Raw genomic sequence first — 17,167 nt, 5'->3', positions numbered from 1 at the left:
TAGTAAGCGAAACAGATGAAAAGGTGAACATAAAATTACATAAAAATACTACTACATTCTTACATAAACGTTTAAAATAATGTAAACAAAGGCCAAGAGTAGACGAATTATATGTTTAGTAAAATTAGCGCAGGAAAAATACCAAAATCATAATATTGCAAAAAAAACAGCCAATCCGGTATAGATTGGCTGTTAATTTATTATAACAAACGGGAATTAGTAATTCCACATATCCTGCTCAAAATTGCGTATTTTTTCTTTAACACGCTCAGCTTCTAAAAGCTGCATCTGAGACTGGTCTTTAAGGTAATCCTGTATGTCCCTGTCTCCATAAACATTCTCCTCTTTCGTAATAGTAGCGGAGAACCTCCTGGCATTTAACAGGTGGTCAAAGTTGATAGGAATAGCACTGTTTTTTTCATTAAAAGCACTTGCTTTGTGAAGCACGTCCCTTGCCGAAGGATAATAAATCCAGAACAATCCATTAAGCTCCGCTTTCTGTTCCTCGGTTACATTGTCCTGCGCAAGAACGTTAACGTCCGGTGCCAAGGGGCTGATACCCAAAATCCTGTACTTTAACTCTCCCTGGCGTTTATCAAAATACCATACCCCCACTATATCATAAGCAGTTATAGCATCAGCTTCTATTTTAGTTTTAATAACATACTGCTCATCAAGCTTCTTCTTGCCACTTTGATAAGCAACAAGATCCTCGTTCATAATTTCAGTACCTTCGTCAGATATACGAACATTTTCAAGCTTGGCTTCAATATCCTTATAGGTAAGCTTAGTATTAAAATATGAGTCGCTAAAAACCTCAGAGATAGTACTGTCTTTAACCGCCTCCATAAGTACGTTATATAAAGGCCTCCTGTCCGGGGTTAAATCTTCTACAGGAAAATAAAGAGGAAAATTAATCCTTTGGTTTAAATCGATCCTTTCCCAAACTTTCTTGGAAAATAATATATCCCTGTCGCCCACATAGCCATAAGGCAGTGGAGTATCATTATCCAATGAATCCTGTGCGGCAGTTTTTTTACCTATATCTTCCGGCTTTTTAGCATTCAAAAGGTTTGATTGGGCAAAAACAGAAGTTGACAAAAGGCAAAGAAACAATCCCAAAAACATTTTCCTATTCATCATCGTATTTATTAAAAAAATTATTTAATCTCGTAAGTAGCAGTAGATACCCTCTTAGGTAGCTGATTGATACCTTCGAATTTAGCTTTAATGTTCATAATGGTAACTACGTCACCTTTTGAAGCTTTAGCAATAGCAGCCTTAGCGCTTGAATTCATGGTAGAACCTTGAACAACTACTGAAGACTGTCCTGGCACTTTGATGGTAAACTCGGTTACAGTAACATTAACCGGGAAGTCAAAATCTTCAAGGGCAGCTGTAATAGTACACACCTCAAGGTTAGATTTAGGGCCGCTTGCAGCAACCTCACCCCTAATTTTACCTGTAGGAGCAGGAAGGCCTTTAATACGGAATGCTTTCTTAGCAGTGAATGCTCTACCGCCCGGCATCTCTGCATTAACATTTATAGTAACTTCGCTACCGGCACCTGGGTTAAGTACAAACTTACCAGGGCCACCCGCAGGCTTTAAGCCCGGGGCAGTAGCTTTAACTTTATCTGCACCAATACCTGCAACAGATATAGCGATAGGATTATCTACACCGCGGTATACCACATTCATTTTTTCAGCAGATATTGTAGCTTCCTTAGGTTGAGGAACTACCACATATTTGCCAGAGAAAGCAAGTGGTACTGGCTGTCCATCTTCAGTAAATACAAATTTACCTTTGATTTCATGCTCACCCACACCAGCCGCGCTAAAGTCAAGTTTAGCCTGTCCGTTCTCAATTTTACCAGGACCATCAAAACTTGTAGGCTGAGTATTCTCGTCATAACGGCCTAAAACAACCCTACCGGTTACCTTCTCGCCTTCAAAGTAAGCATTCTTATCAAGCATAACCATTGCTGTATAGTGCTTCATTGAACTTTGCTCAATAGCCGCTTTTCCAAGTGCTGTGTTATAAACGCTGGCCTCAAGAACTTCTACGTTGTTCTGCATTGCAGAAAGTTTAGTTAGCGAAGCAATAGCAGGGAAACCTTTATAGTGGTAATCAAGATATTTTTTCTTAACTCCCTCACGGTCTGTCACATCAGCTGTACTAAATTTAGCTTCAAGTTCAGCAATAATAGGCTTATACTTAACGTCATTACCTATAGCAGCTTTCATATCATTCTTGTATTTCTCAATAGTAGCTACAACTTCGTTACCTTTAGCAGAATAACCGTCACCGGCAAACCAGGCTTCGTCAATTTTGTCGCCTTTATCCATCTGCTCGTAAGGAAGCTTACCATTTTCCTTTTCTATTTCTTTAGTAATATCACGTTTAAGACCTTCTATATACGTAAAGAAACCCGCAGAAACTCCTTTTACTTTTTCCGATATAGCTAACGCAGGCTTAAATGATGGAGATTCGGCAGCCTTAGCAGCAAGCGCATCATACATCTGACCATTTGTTTTGTTAGCTTCTATGTTTGAAGACTCAAACTGCTCATTCATTAATCCAAAAGCGGATAGTACCTCTTTTGACATATTAAGGGCCATCATGGCGATGAAAACCAGATACATCAGGTTTACCATCTTTTGCCTTGGGGTTTGTTTTCCTCCTGCCATTTCTAATTAGTCTTTCTTTTTGTGTTTTAAAAAATATAGTTTTGTACTAATTAGCTAATAATTAGCCCCTGTTGCCCATTGCAGACAGCATACCGCCGTAAACACTGTTTAGTGAAGCAATGTTTTTAGTCATGTTTGCCATTTCTGTTTGCAGTTTGGCAGCATTTTCAGCAATTTCCCTGTTAGCGGCAGCGTTACGCTCAGCGCTGTCAAGCTGTACTTTGTAAAGACCGTTAAGGGCTTCCATCTGTGCAGCAGCAGACGTCATTTCTTCGCTGTATTTTTTAGTAGAAGCAACAGCATCTACAGTAGGAGCAATTCCTTTTGCAGCAGACTCAAAGTTTTTGATGCTTGAACCAAGGCTTGCCATAAGTTCGCCATCAATTTTTGCTTCTTTTAGAAGGTTGTCAAGTTTTTGAGAAAGTAAACCCTGAACCTCAGCCGGGTCTTCTTTTTTAACAGTAACTTTTTTCTCTTTAGCTTCGCCGCCTGCAAGTTCCGGGTAAACTAAAGACCAGTCAAGATCTTTGTGTATTGGCTCGAAAGCAGAAAGACCAAAGATTAGTGCCTCAGTACCAAGACCGGCAATAAGCATTTCGCTCGCACCAGGCCAGTGCATTAGTTTAAAAAGTGCCCCGATGATAACAACCGCTGCTCCAAGACCATAAGCCATGTTCATAACTCTTTGTGGTAGTGCCATAATAAATAATTTTAGTTTTTAGTTAAGTTAATTCAATTTAATATTCAAAAAATAGAGTTTGGTACGAATTTATTGATTACCTGTGTTTTGTGTACCCATGTAATCCTGTACGGTCCTGAAACCTATATAACTCCTGGCAGAGTCGCTATATTCCCAGTCCCTTGTGGCATTTTGAAGGAAGTAAGCCACATCCTTCCAAGAACCACCGCGCAGCACTTTACGTTTGTTAGAACGGTCAGACACGTTAGGGTTCATAGTAGAAACATAATCATAAGAACTTGCATCATAAGATGAATCCGTCCATTCAGAAACGTTGCCTGCCATATTATAAAGGTTAAAATCATTCGGGTCAAAAGACTGTGCTTCTACAGTGTAAAGCGCGCCGTCTGCAGCATAATCTCCCCTGTTTGGCTTAAAGTTTGCAAGGAAACAGCCCGTATCATTTTTAGCATACGGCCCACCCCACGGGAATGTGCCTGACTGCAGGCCACCCCTTGAAGCATATTCCCACTCCGCCTCGGTAGGCAGGCGGAAAGAGTTAACAAACTGCCTCTTTTTATCTTTTTGATAGGTATTTTTATTTAAAGTCCTCCATGCGCAGAACGCCTTAGCCTGACCCCAGCTAACACCTACTACTGGATACTCACCATATGCATCATGCCAAAAATAATCATTGTGCATAGGCTCATTGTATGAGTAAGAGAAATCTTTTATCCACACCGTAGTATCAGGATAAACACCTACTTTTTCAGTAATAAGATACTTACTTCTCTTAGTCCTGGTATTTGCCGTTGACTTATCTTTAGCAGCTGCCTGTATATCAAGCCATTTGTATCCAAAAATAAGTTTAGACACGTCAACAGTCCTTAAACCATTGTATGATTCTGACTCAGGCAGGTACATCGAGTCCATAACTTCTACATAAAACTCATCCGGATATTTTTGAGGATCGGTAATAAGCTTTGCTTTATGGTTCAGCTTCCTGCCCGCATATGGGTCGTCGTCTGTACCAAGGCTCCAGTAGTTTTCAGTCATATATTTGTCATATGCCGACTGCTCTTCGCCTTCTGCCGCCTGGTCTTTAAAAGCATATTCGCCAATACCTCCGCTACCGGGGGTCTGTCCTTGTTCATCAGCAAGTATAGCAAGCCTGGTCCTGATTGTAGAATCTTTAACCCACTCTACAAACTGGCGGTATTCGCTGTTTGTAATTTCGGTTTCATCCATATAAAATGAACGTACTGTTACTGTCTTAGTAGGGGCATCTAAAACGTTAGCCAAATCATCGTCTGACTTACCCATGATGTAAGCACCGCCGGGAACTAAAGTCATCCCATAAGGCTTTTCAGGCCTCCACTTCTTTCCTCTAACACCTACCAGTTCTCCACGGTCGCTGGAGCCACAGCTGATTAGTAATGATAAAGTTGCTGTTAATGCAATGAACTTCTTCATAAATTCGGGTTATTAATGTATTCTATTTTTTAAGGGCGTAAACCTATTTATAAATTTTGAAAAAAACAATTTTTTTAATAAAAAAACCTATCTGCTCTTAAACATTTGACAACTTAATGAAAATTAACGTTTATTTATAATGAAAACGTTAAATTATGTTTTTTCTTTGAGCTTTCCATAATCTTTCCGGGTACTCATTATTGCATGCAGCAAGGTAATCTTTATAGCTACATGGTAATAACGCAGTATTTTTTTGTTTATTATCTGCCCTATTACCTGTAATTAACTCAATCCACCACCTTTCGGTTTTGTCACTCTTATAAAAAATGAGTTCCTCATCTTCAAAAGGGACAATATATTTAATAAAATTCTCACGGCTCCCAAACGGAAACTCGTTGCTACGGTAATGCACTCCTTCTATAAAATACCACAGCAGCTGGGCTATAAGCACCGATTCCTGCTTTGTATCATAATGATTGAATATACCGAATGCCGAAACCTTGTCGCTTATACCCGCATAGCGTGCTAATGTACAAATTTCTTTGCCATCAAAACCGTTTGGCATAAATTTAACAATATTTCCACTATCCCCTGACTTTACTGCACCCATATCAAAGCTCACAAAATCGGCATCGCGAAACACCGGTTCGGCAATTGTGAGGTCTTTGGAAACCTCGCCCAGCCGCAGTGCGTCAAAATACAGCTTTTCTATTAAATCTATCTCTTCCTGCGAATTAAAATAGGTTTGATAGCCTAAATTTGCATAATTAAAGAGGTTATGAGGCTCCTCAACAATCATTTTTGTAACGTAAGAGGAGGCTGACATAACATCATCTTCCTTCCCAAAGTTAAAACGGCTGCATACACTAACGTAGTTCACCATCTGTTCGAGTTTATCGTAGCCACGGTATACGCCATAAGCCACATCTTGAGAACCACCAATTACAACCGGGATAATACCCGCCTTAATAAGGTCGGCAACTATGCTTTTTACAGCATAATAGGTATCCTGCATCGTTTCGCCGGGATGTATATCGCCAAGGTCGGCAATCCCCATTTCCCAGTTGCCCGGAAAAAGGCCATATAACTCTTTCCTTATATAATTAAGGTGCACATGCGTTTTATTGTCGCCCTGCCCACGATTATCCAGTACACCAACAAGTGCAATCTTTACGCCCTCAAGTTCCGGAAAAACATTCTGGGTATGCAATACTATTTTTCTTCCCAGCGCCTGCGCGGGCGTACTGATGGCAAAATCGGCCAGGGTTGTATCTAAGGGTTGTAAAAATTCTAATCCCATATGGTATTATTTCTTTTTTGCAACAGGTTTATTTGCTACCGGTTTTTTAGCTGCTGTAGTTGCCTTTTTAGCGGCAGTTTTTTTGGCAGGGGCTTTCTCCTCTATCATGGCTTTTACCCGGTCAAGGGTAAGTGTAGCAGGGTCTATATCCTTATTAAGCTCAATTTTTACCTTGCCTTTAAGGATAACCGAGCGGCCCCAACGGGCTTTTTCCACTTTTATGCCTTCAGCCTCCCAGTTGTGCACCACCTTATCGTGGTCTTTTTGCATCTTATCTTCAATAAGCGCCACCAAGTCAGCCTGGGTAAGCATGTCAAAATTATACTTTTTACTTACATTGATAAACGTTCCGTTCCATTTGATAAACGGGCCAAAACGCCCCACACCCTTTTGTACCGGCATGCCTTCATATTCGCCAATAGGCGCATCTGCCTGCTGCTTCTCCCCTATCAGTTCCTTAGCCCTTTCAAGCGATACATCAAGCGGGTCTTCGCCTTTTGGCAATGAAATAAACACTTTTCCAAAACGCACATACGGGCCAAAACGGCCGTTGCTCACCTCTACTTCTTCTCCTTCATGTGTACCCAAAACTTTTGGCAGTGCAAAAAGCCCAAGCGCCTCATCAAGGCTTATGGTACCAATATTCTGCTCCGGTAACAAGCTGGCAAATTGCTTCTCGTCGTCGTCCGGTTCACCTATCTGTGCCATGGGGCCAAATTTACCCAGGCGCACACTTACCGGTTTGCCCGATTTTGGGTCGGTACCCAATATTCGTTCGCCACTTTCGCGGTCGGCGTTCTTTTCTACATCTTTTACTTTCGGGTGGAAGTGGCTGTAAAAATCTTCCATCATTTTTGTCCAGTCTTCATTACCTGAAGCTATCTCATCGAAATCCTGTTCTACCTTAGCAGTAAAGTTATAATCAAGTATCGACTCAAAATGGTTTACTAAAAAGTCGTTTACAATAGTACCAATATCCGTAGGCACTAGCTTACCCTTATCTGAACCTACATTTTCGCTAAGTTGCTGTTCTTTTACCTCACCACCTTTAAAGGTTAGCTGGGCATAGGTGCGCTGCTGGCCCTCAAAATTACCCTTCTCAACGTAATTCCTGCTGATGATGGTACTAATGGTAGGCGCATACGTAGACGGTCGGCCTATACCAAGTTCTTCAAGCTTTTTAACCAGTGCAGCTTCAGTGTAGCGGGCAGCAGGGCGGCTAAAGCGCTCGGTTGCGGTTATGTAATTATTTGCCAAACGCTCGTTTACACGGAGTGCGGGCAGCATGCCTTCCTGCTCGTCTTCGTCGTCGTCGTGGCCTTCAAGATATACTTTAAGGAAGCCTTCAAACATCAGCACTTCGCCCGATGCGGTAAACAGTTCGCTGTGGTTGTTTGCCTGTATTTTTACATTAGTACGCTCCAGCTGAGCATCGCTCATTTGCGAAGCTAAGGTACGCTTCCATATCAGGTCATACAGCCTCGCCTGGTCGCGGTCTATATTCACGCTGTGCAGCGTCATATCGGTAGGGCGAATGGCCTCGTGAGCTTCCTGCGCACCTTTACTTTTAGTGTTGTAGTTACGCGGCTTGCTGAACTCAGAACCGTACGACCTTGTGATTTCCGCGGCAGCGGCACCCATAGCATCGTTGCTAAGGTTTACGCTGTCGGTCCTCATGTAGGTAATAAGCCCCGCCTCATACAGCCTTTGTGCCAGCATCATGGTAACACCTACAGGAAAGTACAGCTTGCGCGCTGCTTCCTGTTGCAGGGTTGATGTGGTAAATGGCGCCGCCGGCGATTTCTTGGCAGGCTTTGTTTCAAGGTCTGCCACTTTATATTGCGAGCCTGTATTTTTTTTAAGGAAATCTTCCGCCTCTTGTTTTGCAGCAAAGTTTTTAGGCAGTTTTGCCTTGAATGCTTTACCGGCTTCGTTAGTAAACTCTGCGGTAATGCTGTAGGTACCTTCTGATTTAAAGTTTTGTATTTCGCGCTCGCGCTCTACGATAAGGCGCACCGAGACCGACTGTACCCTACCGGCCGAAAGCCCGCTTTTTACTTTTTTCCAAAGCACTGGAGAAAGTTCGTAGCCCACCAGCCTGTCGAGCACGCGGCGTGCCTGCTGTGCGTTAACAAGGTCGTAGTTTATACCCCTTGGGTTTTCGATTGCTTTTAGTATGGCTGTTTTTGTAATCTCATGAAAAACAATACGCTTTGTCTTGTTTTTATCCAGTTTCAGTTCTTCCGCCAAGTGCCAGGCTATTGCCTCACCCTCGCGGTCTTCATCGGAAGCCAGCCAAACGGTTTCAGCCGATTTAGAGAGATCCCTGAGTTTTTTAACCAATGCCTTTTTATCGGGAGATACTTCATACTTAGGTTTAAAGCCGTTCTCTACATCTACCCCTATTTCCCTGCTTGGGAGGTCGGCAATGTGCCCGTAGCTGCTCTCTACCTGGTAGTCTTTCCCTAAAAACTTTTCAATGGTTTTTGCCTTTGCGGGCGACTCAACAATCACTAAATTCTTTGCCATACAACATTTCTTTGGTCGCAAAAGTATATGATTTTTTTAAATATCGGCTTTTTATACCCACAAAATACAGGTTTTTTAAAGTAGGTGGCATTTTTACACCTATATAATATATAGGTATAACCCTTAAAAAAATTAACACATATCAAACTGTCAAGATGGCAGGGTATTGAATTTATAATTATCTTTGCCCATTCAAAAAAGCATGTGAAGTAGCGTAGTATGGAAAAGATAATTGAAGAAAGTAAGCAGGGAGAGAGCCTTGTTTTAGAACAAAAAGCAGGCAATACCAAAAAACTTTTTATAGAAAGCTACGGCTGCCAGATGAATTTTTCTGACAGCGAAATTGTTGCGTCTATCCTTGCCAATGAAGGGTATAACACTACCCAGAACCTTGAGGATGCCGACCTGGTGCTGGTTAACACCTGCTCCATTCGCGACAAGGCGGAGCAAACCGTGCGCAAGAGGCTCGAAAAATATAATGCCGTAAAAAAGATAAACCCAGGAATGAAGGTGGGCGTATTGGGCTGTATGGCCGAGCGACTTAAAAGCCAGTTCCTGGAGCAGGAAAAAATAGTAGACATGGTTATAGGCCCCGATGCCTATAAAGACCTGCCCAACCTGCTTAAAGAGGTTGAGGAAGGCCGCGACGCTATAAACGTTATTCTATCTAAAGACGAAACCTACGGCGATATATCGCCGGTTAGGCTAAACAGCAACGGCGTGAGCGCGTTTGTATCGATCACCCGTGGGTGCGATAATATGTGTACGTTTTGCGTAGTGCCGTTTACCCGTGGCCGCGAGCGCAGCCGCGAGCCGCAAAGCATTATAGATGAGATTGCCGACCTGCACAGCCGCAACTATAAGGAGATAACCCTGCTGGGCCAGAACGTAGACAGCTACCTGTGGTATGGCGGCGGACTTAAAAAAGATTATGAAAAAGCCAGCGAAATGCAAAAAGCTACCGCGGTAGATTTTGCCCAGCTGCTGGACAGGGTGGCTACACAGTTTCCTAAGATGCGTTTCCGTTTTAGTACCTCTAACCCGCAGGACATGCACATTGAGGTTATTGAAGTAATGGCCAAGCACCATAATATATGCAAGTACATCCACCTGCCGGTACAAAGCGGCAGCACCCGTATACTTAAAGAAATGAACCGCCAGCACACCCGTGAGGAGTATATGGCGCTGGTAGATAATATTTACCGCCTTATACCGGATATTTCGCTTTCTCAGGATATGATTACGGGCTTCCCTACCGAAACGGAGGAAGACCACCAGGACACCCTGAGCCTTATGGAGTATGTGAGGTATGACTTCGGGTTTATGTTTGCCTACAGCGAAAGGCCGGGCACCCTTGCCGCACGCAAGATGGTTGATGATATTCCCGATGAAGTGAAGAACCGCCGCCTTACCGAAATTATTGCCGTACAGCAGCGCATTGCCCTGGAGCGCACCGAGCGTTTTATAGGCCAGGTGGTAGAGGTATTGGTAGAAAAAACATCTAAACGCAGCGATGCGCACTGGAGCGGGCGTAACTCGCAAAACACTACGGTGGTATTCCCGAAAGGCGATTATAAGCCTGGCGATTTTGTAAACGTGCTCACCACGCACTGTACTACATCTACGTTAATAGGCGAAGCCGTGGGGTATAGCGAGATGCAGTAAAATTTGTTCAGGTTTCAAGTTTCAGGTTCTTGAAGCTGTATGACATTATAACTTTTCATATAAAAAGAACCTGTAACCAACAACAAAACCAATGGAAAAAGAAGTTATAACAACACAAAACCTTGACGCAAACATATTAAAAAAAGGCAAAAAGGCAATTTTGTTATCATTAAGCCCAAAGTTGTGGTTATACATAGTAATTATTATACTGTTGGTATCTGTTAATTTATTCACATCTCAGGATGAAATTATAAGTGATAGTAACCCAAATACTAACACTAACCGAAATGACGCGGGAATATGGCTTGAGTTACTCAATGCACTTGCTCCTATAATAGCTTTAATCGTTATTTTTATTGTTATGTTGCGATTTATGAGAGCAAGAAATTCAAAAAAAATGATTGAAAATAAAGCCCGATATTTTACAAACATAACTTATACTATAAATCAGGCTTTTTTTAAAAAGCAGGGAGAAGGATTTGAAAACACATACAACTGGAAAGAAATATACAGAATACAGGAAACCCTGGAATTTTATCTCGTTTTTTCAGAAAAAACACAGGCACACATAATAGACAAAGCCCAGCTTGACCCTTGGCAACTTGAAGAAATTAAAGAAATTTTTGAGTTAATAAAATCAAAAGTAAAAGTATCGCTTAAATAAGTCAGTTTTAGAGTATGAGTAAGAACTTGAAACTTTAAACCTGAAACTTTAAACAAAAGAAAAATGGAAAGCGTACAAGCCATAAAACAACGATTTGAAATTATAGGGAACGACCCTAAGCTAAACCGCGCGGTAGAAAAAGCCATACAGGTGGCCCCCACCGATATTTCGGTACTGGTTACCGGTGAGAGCGGCGTAGGTAAAGAGAGTATCCCAAAAATAATACACGCCCTCTCCCACCGCAAGCATGGCAAGTACATAGCCGTAAACTGCGGGGCGATACCCGAGGGCACTATTGACAGCGAGCTTTTTGGCCACGAAAAAGGCTCCTTTACGGGTGCTACTGCTACCCGCGAAGGGTATTTTGAAGTAGCTGACGGCGGTACCATTTTCCTCGATGAAGTAGGCGAACTGCCACTTACCACCCAGGTACGTTTATTACGTGTATTGGAGAACGGCGAGTTTATAAAAGTAGGATCCAGCCAAGTGCAGAAAACCAATGTGCGGATAGTGGCGGCCACAAACGTTCAGATGTTTGACGCCATTGAGAAAGGCAAGTTCCGTGAAGATTTATATTACAGACTCAGCACTGTAGAAATAGGCCTGCCGCCGTTGCGCGAGCGTAAGGATGATATACATTTACTGTTCCGCAAGTTCTCATCAGATTTTGCACATAAGTATAAAATGCCACCCATAAAGCTGGAAGACGATGCCGTGGCACTACTGCAAAAATACCGCTGGGCCGGAAATATCCGCCAGCTGCGCAATGTTGCAGAGCAAATTTCCGTTTTAGAAACAAACCGTATTATAAGCGGGGCGGCGCTGCATGCCTACCTTCCCGGTGAAGGAAGTAACCTGCCGGCCGTTATAAAAGAGCGGAAAGCAGAAAGCGACTTTAGCAACGAGCGCGAAATACTATATAAGGTATTGTTTGACATGCGCGCCGATATCAACGACCTGCGCAAGCTTACCATGGAACTTATGCAAAACGGCGGCAACAGCAACAAGGTGCAGGAAAACAACAAAGGGCTTATACAGCGTATTTACGGCCAGGATGGCAACCACCGGGAATATGAAGACCTGCCCCGCGCAGAGGTATATGCGCCACAGCCCATACCACGTGCAGAGCCGATAGCAGATCATCACGATGACGACGACGATGATGATGATAACTACCTGTATGCCGATGCGGTAGAGGAAGAAGAAACCCTGCGGCTGGATGAAAGAGAAATAGAACTGATAAAAAAAGCGCTCGAAAGAAATAAAGGCAAACGCAAGGCCGCCGCCGATGAACTGGGCATTTCTGAACGCACACTGTATAGAAAAATAAAACAATATGACCTGTAAGCCTTATTTACGCTTTTTAAAATTACTGCCCGCAGTTGCCATGCTGCTGCTGTTTAACAGCTGTGGTATCTATTCGTTTACCGGGGCAAATGTAAATGCGAATGTAAAAACCTTCCAGGTTAATTATTTCCAGAATACAGCCGAGGTGGTAGAACCCGGGCTTGACCGTACCTTCACGCTGCGCCTGCAAAACCTGATACAGAACCAAACTAACCTGAGCCTTACAAACTCGGGCGGCGACTTACTGTATGAAGGTGAAATTACCGAGTACCGGGTGTCGCCCATGACGGCTACGGCAAACCAGCGTGCGGCGCAAAACAGGCTTACCATAACGGTAAATGTTAGGTTTACTAACAGGAAAAAGGAAGATGACGATTTTGAAAAGCGCTTTAGCTTCTATTACGACTATGATGCCGACGACCTGCTTACAGGGGCGGTGCTTAACAACGCACTGGAAGAAATATTTGAGCGTATAACCCAGGATATCTTTAACGAGTCGCTGGCGAAATGGTAAATTAGTTGGTGGTTGTTGGTTGATAGTTGCTAGAAGCTACATATAGGTTCGAGTAAGTTCAACAACAGACAACCAAAAACCGACAACTAACAACCATAAACTAAATTCAACAAAATGCGAATTTTAAAAATAATAGTGTTGTGCTTACTGCTGCCTGTTTTGGGCTGTGGGAGTAGCAACAACAAATATAACCTTAACGGCATTAGCGTAGGCGAAGATGTAAAAACCTTCCAGGTTAATAACTTCCGGAACAATGCCGAAGTGGTAGAGCCGGGTATTGACCGTACCTTTACACAGCGGCTGCAGGAACTGGTAAAAAACCAAACCCGTTTAACCATTGACAGCAGCAGTGCCGACCTGGTTTATGAAGGTGAGATAACACAGTTTAGGGTGACCCCAATGACGGCAACCGCTAACCAGCGCGCGTCGCAAAACAGGCTTACCGTTACGGTGAACGTTAGGTTCACGAATAATAAGAATAGTAAATACGACTTTGAAAACCAGTTCAGCTTTTATCATGATTATGATGCAAATAAACTGTTAACCGGGGCAACGCTGAGCAACGCCACAGATGAAATATTTGAGCGTATAACCCAGGATATCTTTAACGAGTCGCTGGGAAAATGGTAAATTAGTTGGTGGTTGTCGGTTGATAGTTGCTGGAAGCTACATTAGGTTCGAGTAAGGCCAACAACCGACAACTAACAACGAACAACTAAAATTTGACTACAAAAGACTACACATACCTGCTTAATAAGCCTTATTCGGTTACCGATAAGCACACCGCGGAGCTGGAGGGCATCCTTGCGGAATTTCCGTACCTGCAAAGCGCGCGTGCCATTTACCTGAAGGCGCTGTACAATAAAGACAGTTTTCGCTACAATGGAGAACTGAAAAAAACCGCGGCTTATACTGCCGACAGGGCTGTGCTGTTTGACTTTATTACGAGTGAGGAATTTAGGGGTATTGATGTAAAGCAGCTGGACAAGCAAAAAGAGGCTGTTAGCGCTATACCGGTTGCAGATATAGAAATTGTTGCCCCTGCGCTTACGATTAGCACTCCTGCCCCAACCATTATTATAGAAAATCCGGAAAAAAAACTGGAGGACTCGATAAAATTATCCATCAAAGAAGCGGAGCCGGAAGTTGAAGAAAAAACTGTTCCGGCAGAAGTGCCTGAAGCAACAGCCCCGGTTACAGAAACAGCATTACCGGAGCAGGGAACGCCTTTGCAGTTTGACCAGGCTGAGAAACACTCTTTTGCCGAATGGCTGCAACTCTCTAAAGCAAAGCCTGTAGACCGTACTCAAAACCCTGAAAAACAAGTAGAAACAACAGCAGCACCTTCGCCCGAAATTGAGAAGAAACTGGACATGATTGATAGTTTCATCAGGGCCAATCCTAAGATAACCCCGGTAAAAACCGATACCTCATCATGGGAAAATTTAGGAAAGAAAACTACTGAGGCACCGGGCCTTATGACCGAAACCCTGGCACGGGTATACCTGGAACAAAAAAAATATTCAAAAGCAATACAAGCTTATGAAATTTTAATTTTGAAATATCCGGAAAAAAGTGCTTACTTTGCAGACCTTATTTCAGAAATAAAAGATTTACAATAAAATAACAATTCGAGCAAAATGACTTTCTTTATTTTTTTAATCCTTATTACAATCGTAAGCTTTTTGCTTATAATAGCAGTTATGGTACAAAACCCTAAAGGTGGCGGCCTATCGTCAGCAATAGGTGGTTCACAGGTAATAGGCGGTGTTCAAAAAACATCAGACTTTCTTGATAAAGCCACGTGGACGCTTGCTACCATACTGGTAACCCTAATTATACTTTCAAGCCTTAGCTTCGGCTCTGCCGCTGGCGAGTCGCTAACCGATGACACGGCAGCTCCTACAGCAGCGGCACCAGCGCCTACTGCACCTGCAGCAGGTACAACTGCTCCCGCGGGCACGGCTACTACGCCTGCCACACCAGCAGCGCCTGCAGCGCAGCCAAAGTAATATATCATAATATATACATAAAAAATGCCAGCCTGTCAAAGCTGGCATTTTTTATACCTGTAAATTTGGCAGGATTTTAAACTGGCATAATTTCTGAAAAGCAGAAGTCAAACAAGTTAAAACAACAACAATCATAAAAACAAAGTACAATATGGCTTTAAACATTAAACCGCTTTCAGACCGCGTTCTAGTAGAACCGGTTGCTGCAGAAACCCAAACTGCTTCGGGTATATTTATTCCGGACACTGCAAAAGAAAAACCGCAAAAAGGTGTAGTAGTAGCTGTAGGTAACGGCACTAAAGACCACGACATGACCGTAAAAGTGGGCGACACCGTACTGTATGGCAAATATGCAGGTACCGAATTAAAATTTGAAGGTAAGGATTACCTTATCATGAAGGAAGAAGAAATATTTGCAGTTATCTAAAAAACGTTTAATAGTTAATGTAAACCTGTAATAAACAAACAAAATGGCAAAAGATATAAAATTTGATATAGAAGCACGCGACGGGTTAAAGCGTGGTGTAGATGCATTGGCTAATGCTGTAAAAGTTACCCTGGGACCTAAAGGGCGTAACGTTATCATCAGTAAGTCATTTGGCGGCCCTACCGTAACTAAAGACGGTGTAAGCGTAGCTAAAGAAATAGAACTAAAAGATCCTTTAGAGAACATGGGTGCGCAGATGGTTAAAGAGGTTGCTTCTAAAACCAACGACCTTGCCGGCGACGGTACCACTACTGCTACCGTGCTTGCACAGGCTATTGTAAAAGAAGGCCTTAAAAATGTAGCTGCCGGCGCTAACCCTATGGACCTTAAGCGTGGTATAGACAAAGCGGTGGCTGCCATTGTGGCTAACCTTGCCGAGCAAAGCACTGAAGTGGGAAGCACTTCAGAAAAAATAAAACAGGTAGCCTCTATATCGGCTAATAATGATGAGAGCGTGGGCGAACTTATAGCACAGGCTTTTGAGAAAGTAGGCAAAGAAGGCGTTATTACTGTTGAAGAGGCTAAAGGTACAGATACGTACGTAGATGTAGTCGAAGGTATGCAGTTTGACCGTGGTTACCTTTCGGCTTACTTTGTAACCAACTCTGAGAAAATGGAGGCTGAGCTTGACAGGCCGTATATTTTACTATACGACAAAAAAGTATCGTCAATGAAAGACCTGCTGCCTATACTGGAGCCGGTAGCGCAAAGCGGCAAACCGTTGCTTATCATTGCTGAGGATGTTGACGGCGAAGCGCTTGCCACACTTGTGGTAAACAAACTTCGTGGCGCGCTTAAGATAGCTGCTGTTAAGGCGCCGGGCTTTGGCGACCGCAGGAAAGCGCTTCTTGAAGACATCGCTATACTTACAGGCGGTACCGTAATTGCTGAAGAGCAGGGTTACACCCTTGAAAACGCTACCCTTGCCATGCTGGGTACGGCGGAGAAAGTGGTAATTGACAAAGACAATACCACACTTGTAAACGGTGCCGGTACTGAAGACCTTATTAAAAACCGCGTAAACCAGATAAAAGCGCAAATAGAATCGACTACGTCTGACTACGACAGGGAGAAACTACAGGAGCGCCTTGCCAAGCTTGCGGGTGGTGTTGCCGTACTATATGTAGGCGCTGCCAGCGAGGTAGAAATGAAAGAGAAAAAAGACCGTGTAGACGACGCGCTTCATGCTACGCGTGCCGCTGTAGAAGAAGGTATAGTAGCCGGTGGCGGTGTTGCACTGCTTCGCGCTAAAAAAGCACTGGCAAATATTGCTACAGAAAATGCCGACGAGGCTACAGGCGTACAGATTGTATCGCGTGCTATTGAGTCGCCGTTACGCACTATAGTTGAGAATGCAGGCCTTGAAGGCAGCGTAGTTGTTGCTAAGGTGGGCGAAGGTACGGGCGATTTTGGCTACAACGCTAAAACCGACGAGTATGTAGACATGCTTGCAGCAGGTATTATAGACCCTAAGAAAGTAACGCGTGTAGCCCTTGAAAATGCTGCATCGGTTGCGGGTATGATACTTACTACAGAATGTGCCCTTATCGAAATAAAAGAAGAAGGTGCCGGAGGCGGTATGCCAATGGGCGGCGGTATGCCGGGCATGATGTAATAATCTGCATATATAGTTAATAAGAGGCTGCCTATTTATTTGGGCAGCCTTTTTTTGATTTAGTTTTTACATGTTTTCAGTCTAACACGTGCAATCATCAATAAAATTAATTGAAAATGCAGGCTAATTTCAGCAGAGTTTTTACACTTCTACTTTACTATTGATAGCATTACTCATGATGAAAAATATAAT

The 17,167-nt window shown here is 43.1% G+C and carries 15 protein-coding genes; 9 read left to right on the top strand and 6 right to left on the bottom strand.

Annotation, left to right across the window (positions count from 1 at the left end; all coding sequences use genetic code 11):
- Positions 1–216 precede the first annotated feature (216 nt).
- The 6 genes from gldN to topA all read right to left on the bottom strand — a co-directional run bounded on the left by gldN (position 217) and on the right by topA (position 8,671).
- Complete coding sequence (gldN, locus tag ACLI09_RS16700; RefSeq protein WP_411420815.1) at positions 217–1,140, bottom strand: gliding motility protein GldN; 924 nt, start codon at positions 1,138–1,140, stop codon at positions 217–219.
- Positions 1,141–1,160: 20 nt separating this feature from the next.
- Positions 1,161–2,690, bottom strand: coding sequence for a gliding motility protein GldM (gldM, locus tag ACLI09_RS16695; RefSeq protein ID WP_411420786.1), 1,530 nt, complete (start codon positions 2,688–2,690; stop codon positions 1,161–1,163).
- Positions 2,691–2,751: 61 nt separating this feature from the next.
- Positions 2,752–3,390 (bottom strand): gliding motility protein GldL, encoded by a 639-nt coding sequence (gene gldL / locus ACLI09_RS16690; RefSeq protein WP_411420785.1) that lies wholly within the window; start codon positions 3,388–3,390, stop codon positions 2,752–2,754.
- A 69-nt stretch (positions 3,391–3,459) separates the two neighbouring features.
- Positions 3,460–4,842, bottom strand: coding sequence for a gliding motility lipoprotein GldK (gene gldK / locus ACLI09_RS16685; RefSeq protein ID WP_411420784.1), 1,383 nt, complete (start codon positions 4,840–4,842; stop codon positions 3,460–3,462).
- A gap of 148 nt (positions 4,843–4,990) precedes the next feature.
- The gene (locus ACLI09_RS16680; protein WP_411420783.1) at positions 4,991–6,142 is read right to left on the bottom strand and encodes a formimidoylglutamase; all 1,152 of its coding nucleotides are present in this window, start codon (positions 6,140–6,142) and stop codon (positions 4,991–4,993) included.
- Between the two features lie 6 nt (positions 6,143–6,148).
- Entirely contained in the window at positions 6,149–8,671 is a 2,523-nt protein-coding gene (gene topA / locus ACLI09_RS16675) for a type I DNA topoisomerase (protein WP_411420782.1), read from the bottom strand.
- Positions 8,672–8,890: 219 nt separating this feature from the next.
- On the opposite strand from topA, the gene miaB reads away from it, so the two are divergent.
- From miaB to groL, 9 genes are all read left to right on the top strand, one after another.
- The gene (gene miaB, locus ACLI09_RS16670) at positions 8,891–10,336 is read left to right on the top strand and encodes a tRNA (N6-isopentenyl adenosine(37)-C2)-methylthiotransferase MiaB (protein ID WP_411420781.1); all 1,446 of its coding nucleotides are present in this window, start codon (positions 8,891–8,893) and stop codon (positions 10,334–10,336) included.
- 91 nt (positions 10,337–10,427) lie between these two features.
- Positions 10,428–11,000, top strand: a complete 573-nt coding sequence (locus ACLI09_RS16665; protein WP_411420780.1) for a YcxB family protein — start codon at positions 10,428–10,430, stop codon at positions 10,998–11,000.
- A 63-nt stretch (positions 11,001–11,063) separates the two neighbouring features.
- On the top strand, positions 11,064–12,347 hold the full coding sequence (locus tag ACLI09_RS16660) for a sigma-54 interaction domain-containing protein (protein ID WP_411420779.1): 1,284 nt from the start codon (positions 11,064–11,066) through the stop codon (positions 12,345–12,347).
- 40 nt (positions 12,348–12,387) lie between these two features.
- A complete protein-coding gene (locus ACLI09_RS16655; protein ID WP_411420814.1) occupies positions 12,388–12,861 on the top strand; it encodes an LptE family protein in 474 nt (157 codons plus the stop codon).
- 114 nt (positions 12,862–12,975) lie between these two features.
- On the top strand, positions 12,976–13,491 hold the full coding sequence (locus tag ACLI09_RS16650) for an LptE family protein (protein ID WP_411420778.1): 516 nt from the start codon (positions 12,976–12,978) through the stop codon (positions 13,489–13,491).
- 92 nt (positions 13,492–13,583) lie between these two features.
- Complete coding sequence (locus ACLI09_RS16645) at positions 13,584–14,483, top strand: hypothetical protein (RefSeq protein ID WP_411420777.1); 900 nt, start codon at positions 13,584–13,586, stop codon at positions 14,481–14,483.
- A gap of 18 nt (positions 14,484–14,501) precedes the next feature.
- Positions 14,502–14,873: a preprotein translocase subunit SecG gene (gene secG / locus ACLI09_RS16640; RefSeq protein WP_411420776.1), complete on the top strand. Its 372-nt coding sequence runs from the start codon at positions 14,502–14,504 to the stop codon at positions 14,871–14,873.
- Positions 14,874–15,024: 151 nt separating this feature from the next.
- A complete protein-coding gene (gene groES / locus ACLI09_RS16635; protein WP_411420775.1) occupies positions 15,025–15,300 on the top strand; it encodes a co-chaperone GroES in 276 nt (91 codons plus the stop codon).
- Positions 15,301–15,343: 43 nt separating this feature from the next.
- Positions 15,344–16,975, top strand: coding sequence for a chaperonin GroEL (gene groL, locus ACLI09_RS16630; protein ID WP_411420774.1), 1,632 nt, complete (start codon positions 15,344–15,346; stop codon positions 16,973–16,975).
- Positions 16,976–17,167 lie beyond the last annotated feature (192 nt).

Source organism: Flavobacterium sp. RHBU_24 (genome assembly GCF_046613695.1).
In the GTDB taxonomy this organism is placed as follows: Bacteria; Bacteroidota; Bacteroidia; order Flavobacteriales; family Flavobacteriaceae; genus Flavobacterium.
This window is presented reverse-complemented; position numbering and strand designations above follow the sequence as displayed.

Excerpts from the sequence above, each read along its gene's own strand:
- ACLI09_RS16665 (WP_411420780.1), top strand. The coding sequence starts at position 10,428 with ATGGAAAAAGAAGTTATAACAACACAAAACCTTGACGCAAACATATTA.
- ACLI09_RS16655 (WP_411420814.1), top strand. The coding sequence starts at position 12,388 with ATGCTGCTGCTGTTTAACAGCTGTGGTATCTATTCGTTTACCGGGGCA.
- gldK (WP_411420784.1), bottom strand. The coding sequence starts at position 4,842 with ATGAAGAAGTTCATTGCATTAACAGCAACTTTATCATTACTAATCAGC.
- ACLI09_RS16660 (WP_411420779.1), top strand. The coding sequence starts at position 11,064 with ATGGAAAGCGTACAAGCCATAAAACAACGATTTGAAATTATAGGGAAC.
- gldL (WP_411420785.1), bottom strand. The coding sequence starts at position 3,390 with ATGGCACTACCACAAAGAGTTATGAACATGGCTTATGGTCTTGGAGCA.
- topA (WP_411420782.1), bottom strand. The coding sequence starts at position 8,671 with ATGGCAAAGAATTTAGTGATTGTTGAGTCGCCCGCAAAGGCAAAAACC.
- gldN (WP_411420815.1), bottom strand. The coding sequence starts at position 1,140 with ATGAATAGGAAAATGTTTTTGGGATTGTTTCTTTGCCTTTTGTCAACT.
- groES (WP_411420775.1), top strand. The coding sequence starts at position 15,025 with ATGGCTTTAAACATTAAACCGCTTTCAGACCGCGTTCTAGTAGAACCG.
- groL (WP_411420774.1), top strand. The coding sequence starts at position 15,344 with ATGGCAAAAGATATAAAATTTGATATAGAAGCACGCGACGGGTTAAAG.
- gldM (WP_411420786.1), bottom strand. The coding sequence starts at position 2,690 with ATGGCAGGAGGAAAACAAACCCCAAGGCAAAAGATGGTAAACCTGATG.
- secG (WP_411420776.1), top strand. The coding sequence starts at position 14,502 with ATGACTTTCTTTATTTTTTTAATCCTTATTACAATCGTAAGCTTTTTG.
- miaB (WP_411420781.1), top strand. The coding sequence starts at position 8,891 with ATGGAAAAGATAATTGAAGAAAGTAAGCAGGGAGAGAGCCTTGTTTTA.
- ACLI09_RS16650 (WP_411420778.1), top strand. The coding sequence starts at position 12,976 with ATGCGAATTTTAAAAATAATAGTGTTGTGCTTACTGCTGCCTGTTTTG.
- ACLI09_RS16680 (WP_411420783.1), bottom strand. The coding sequence starts at position 6,142 with ATGGGATTAGAATTTTTACAACCCTTAGATACAACCCTGGCCGATTTT.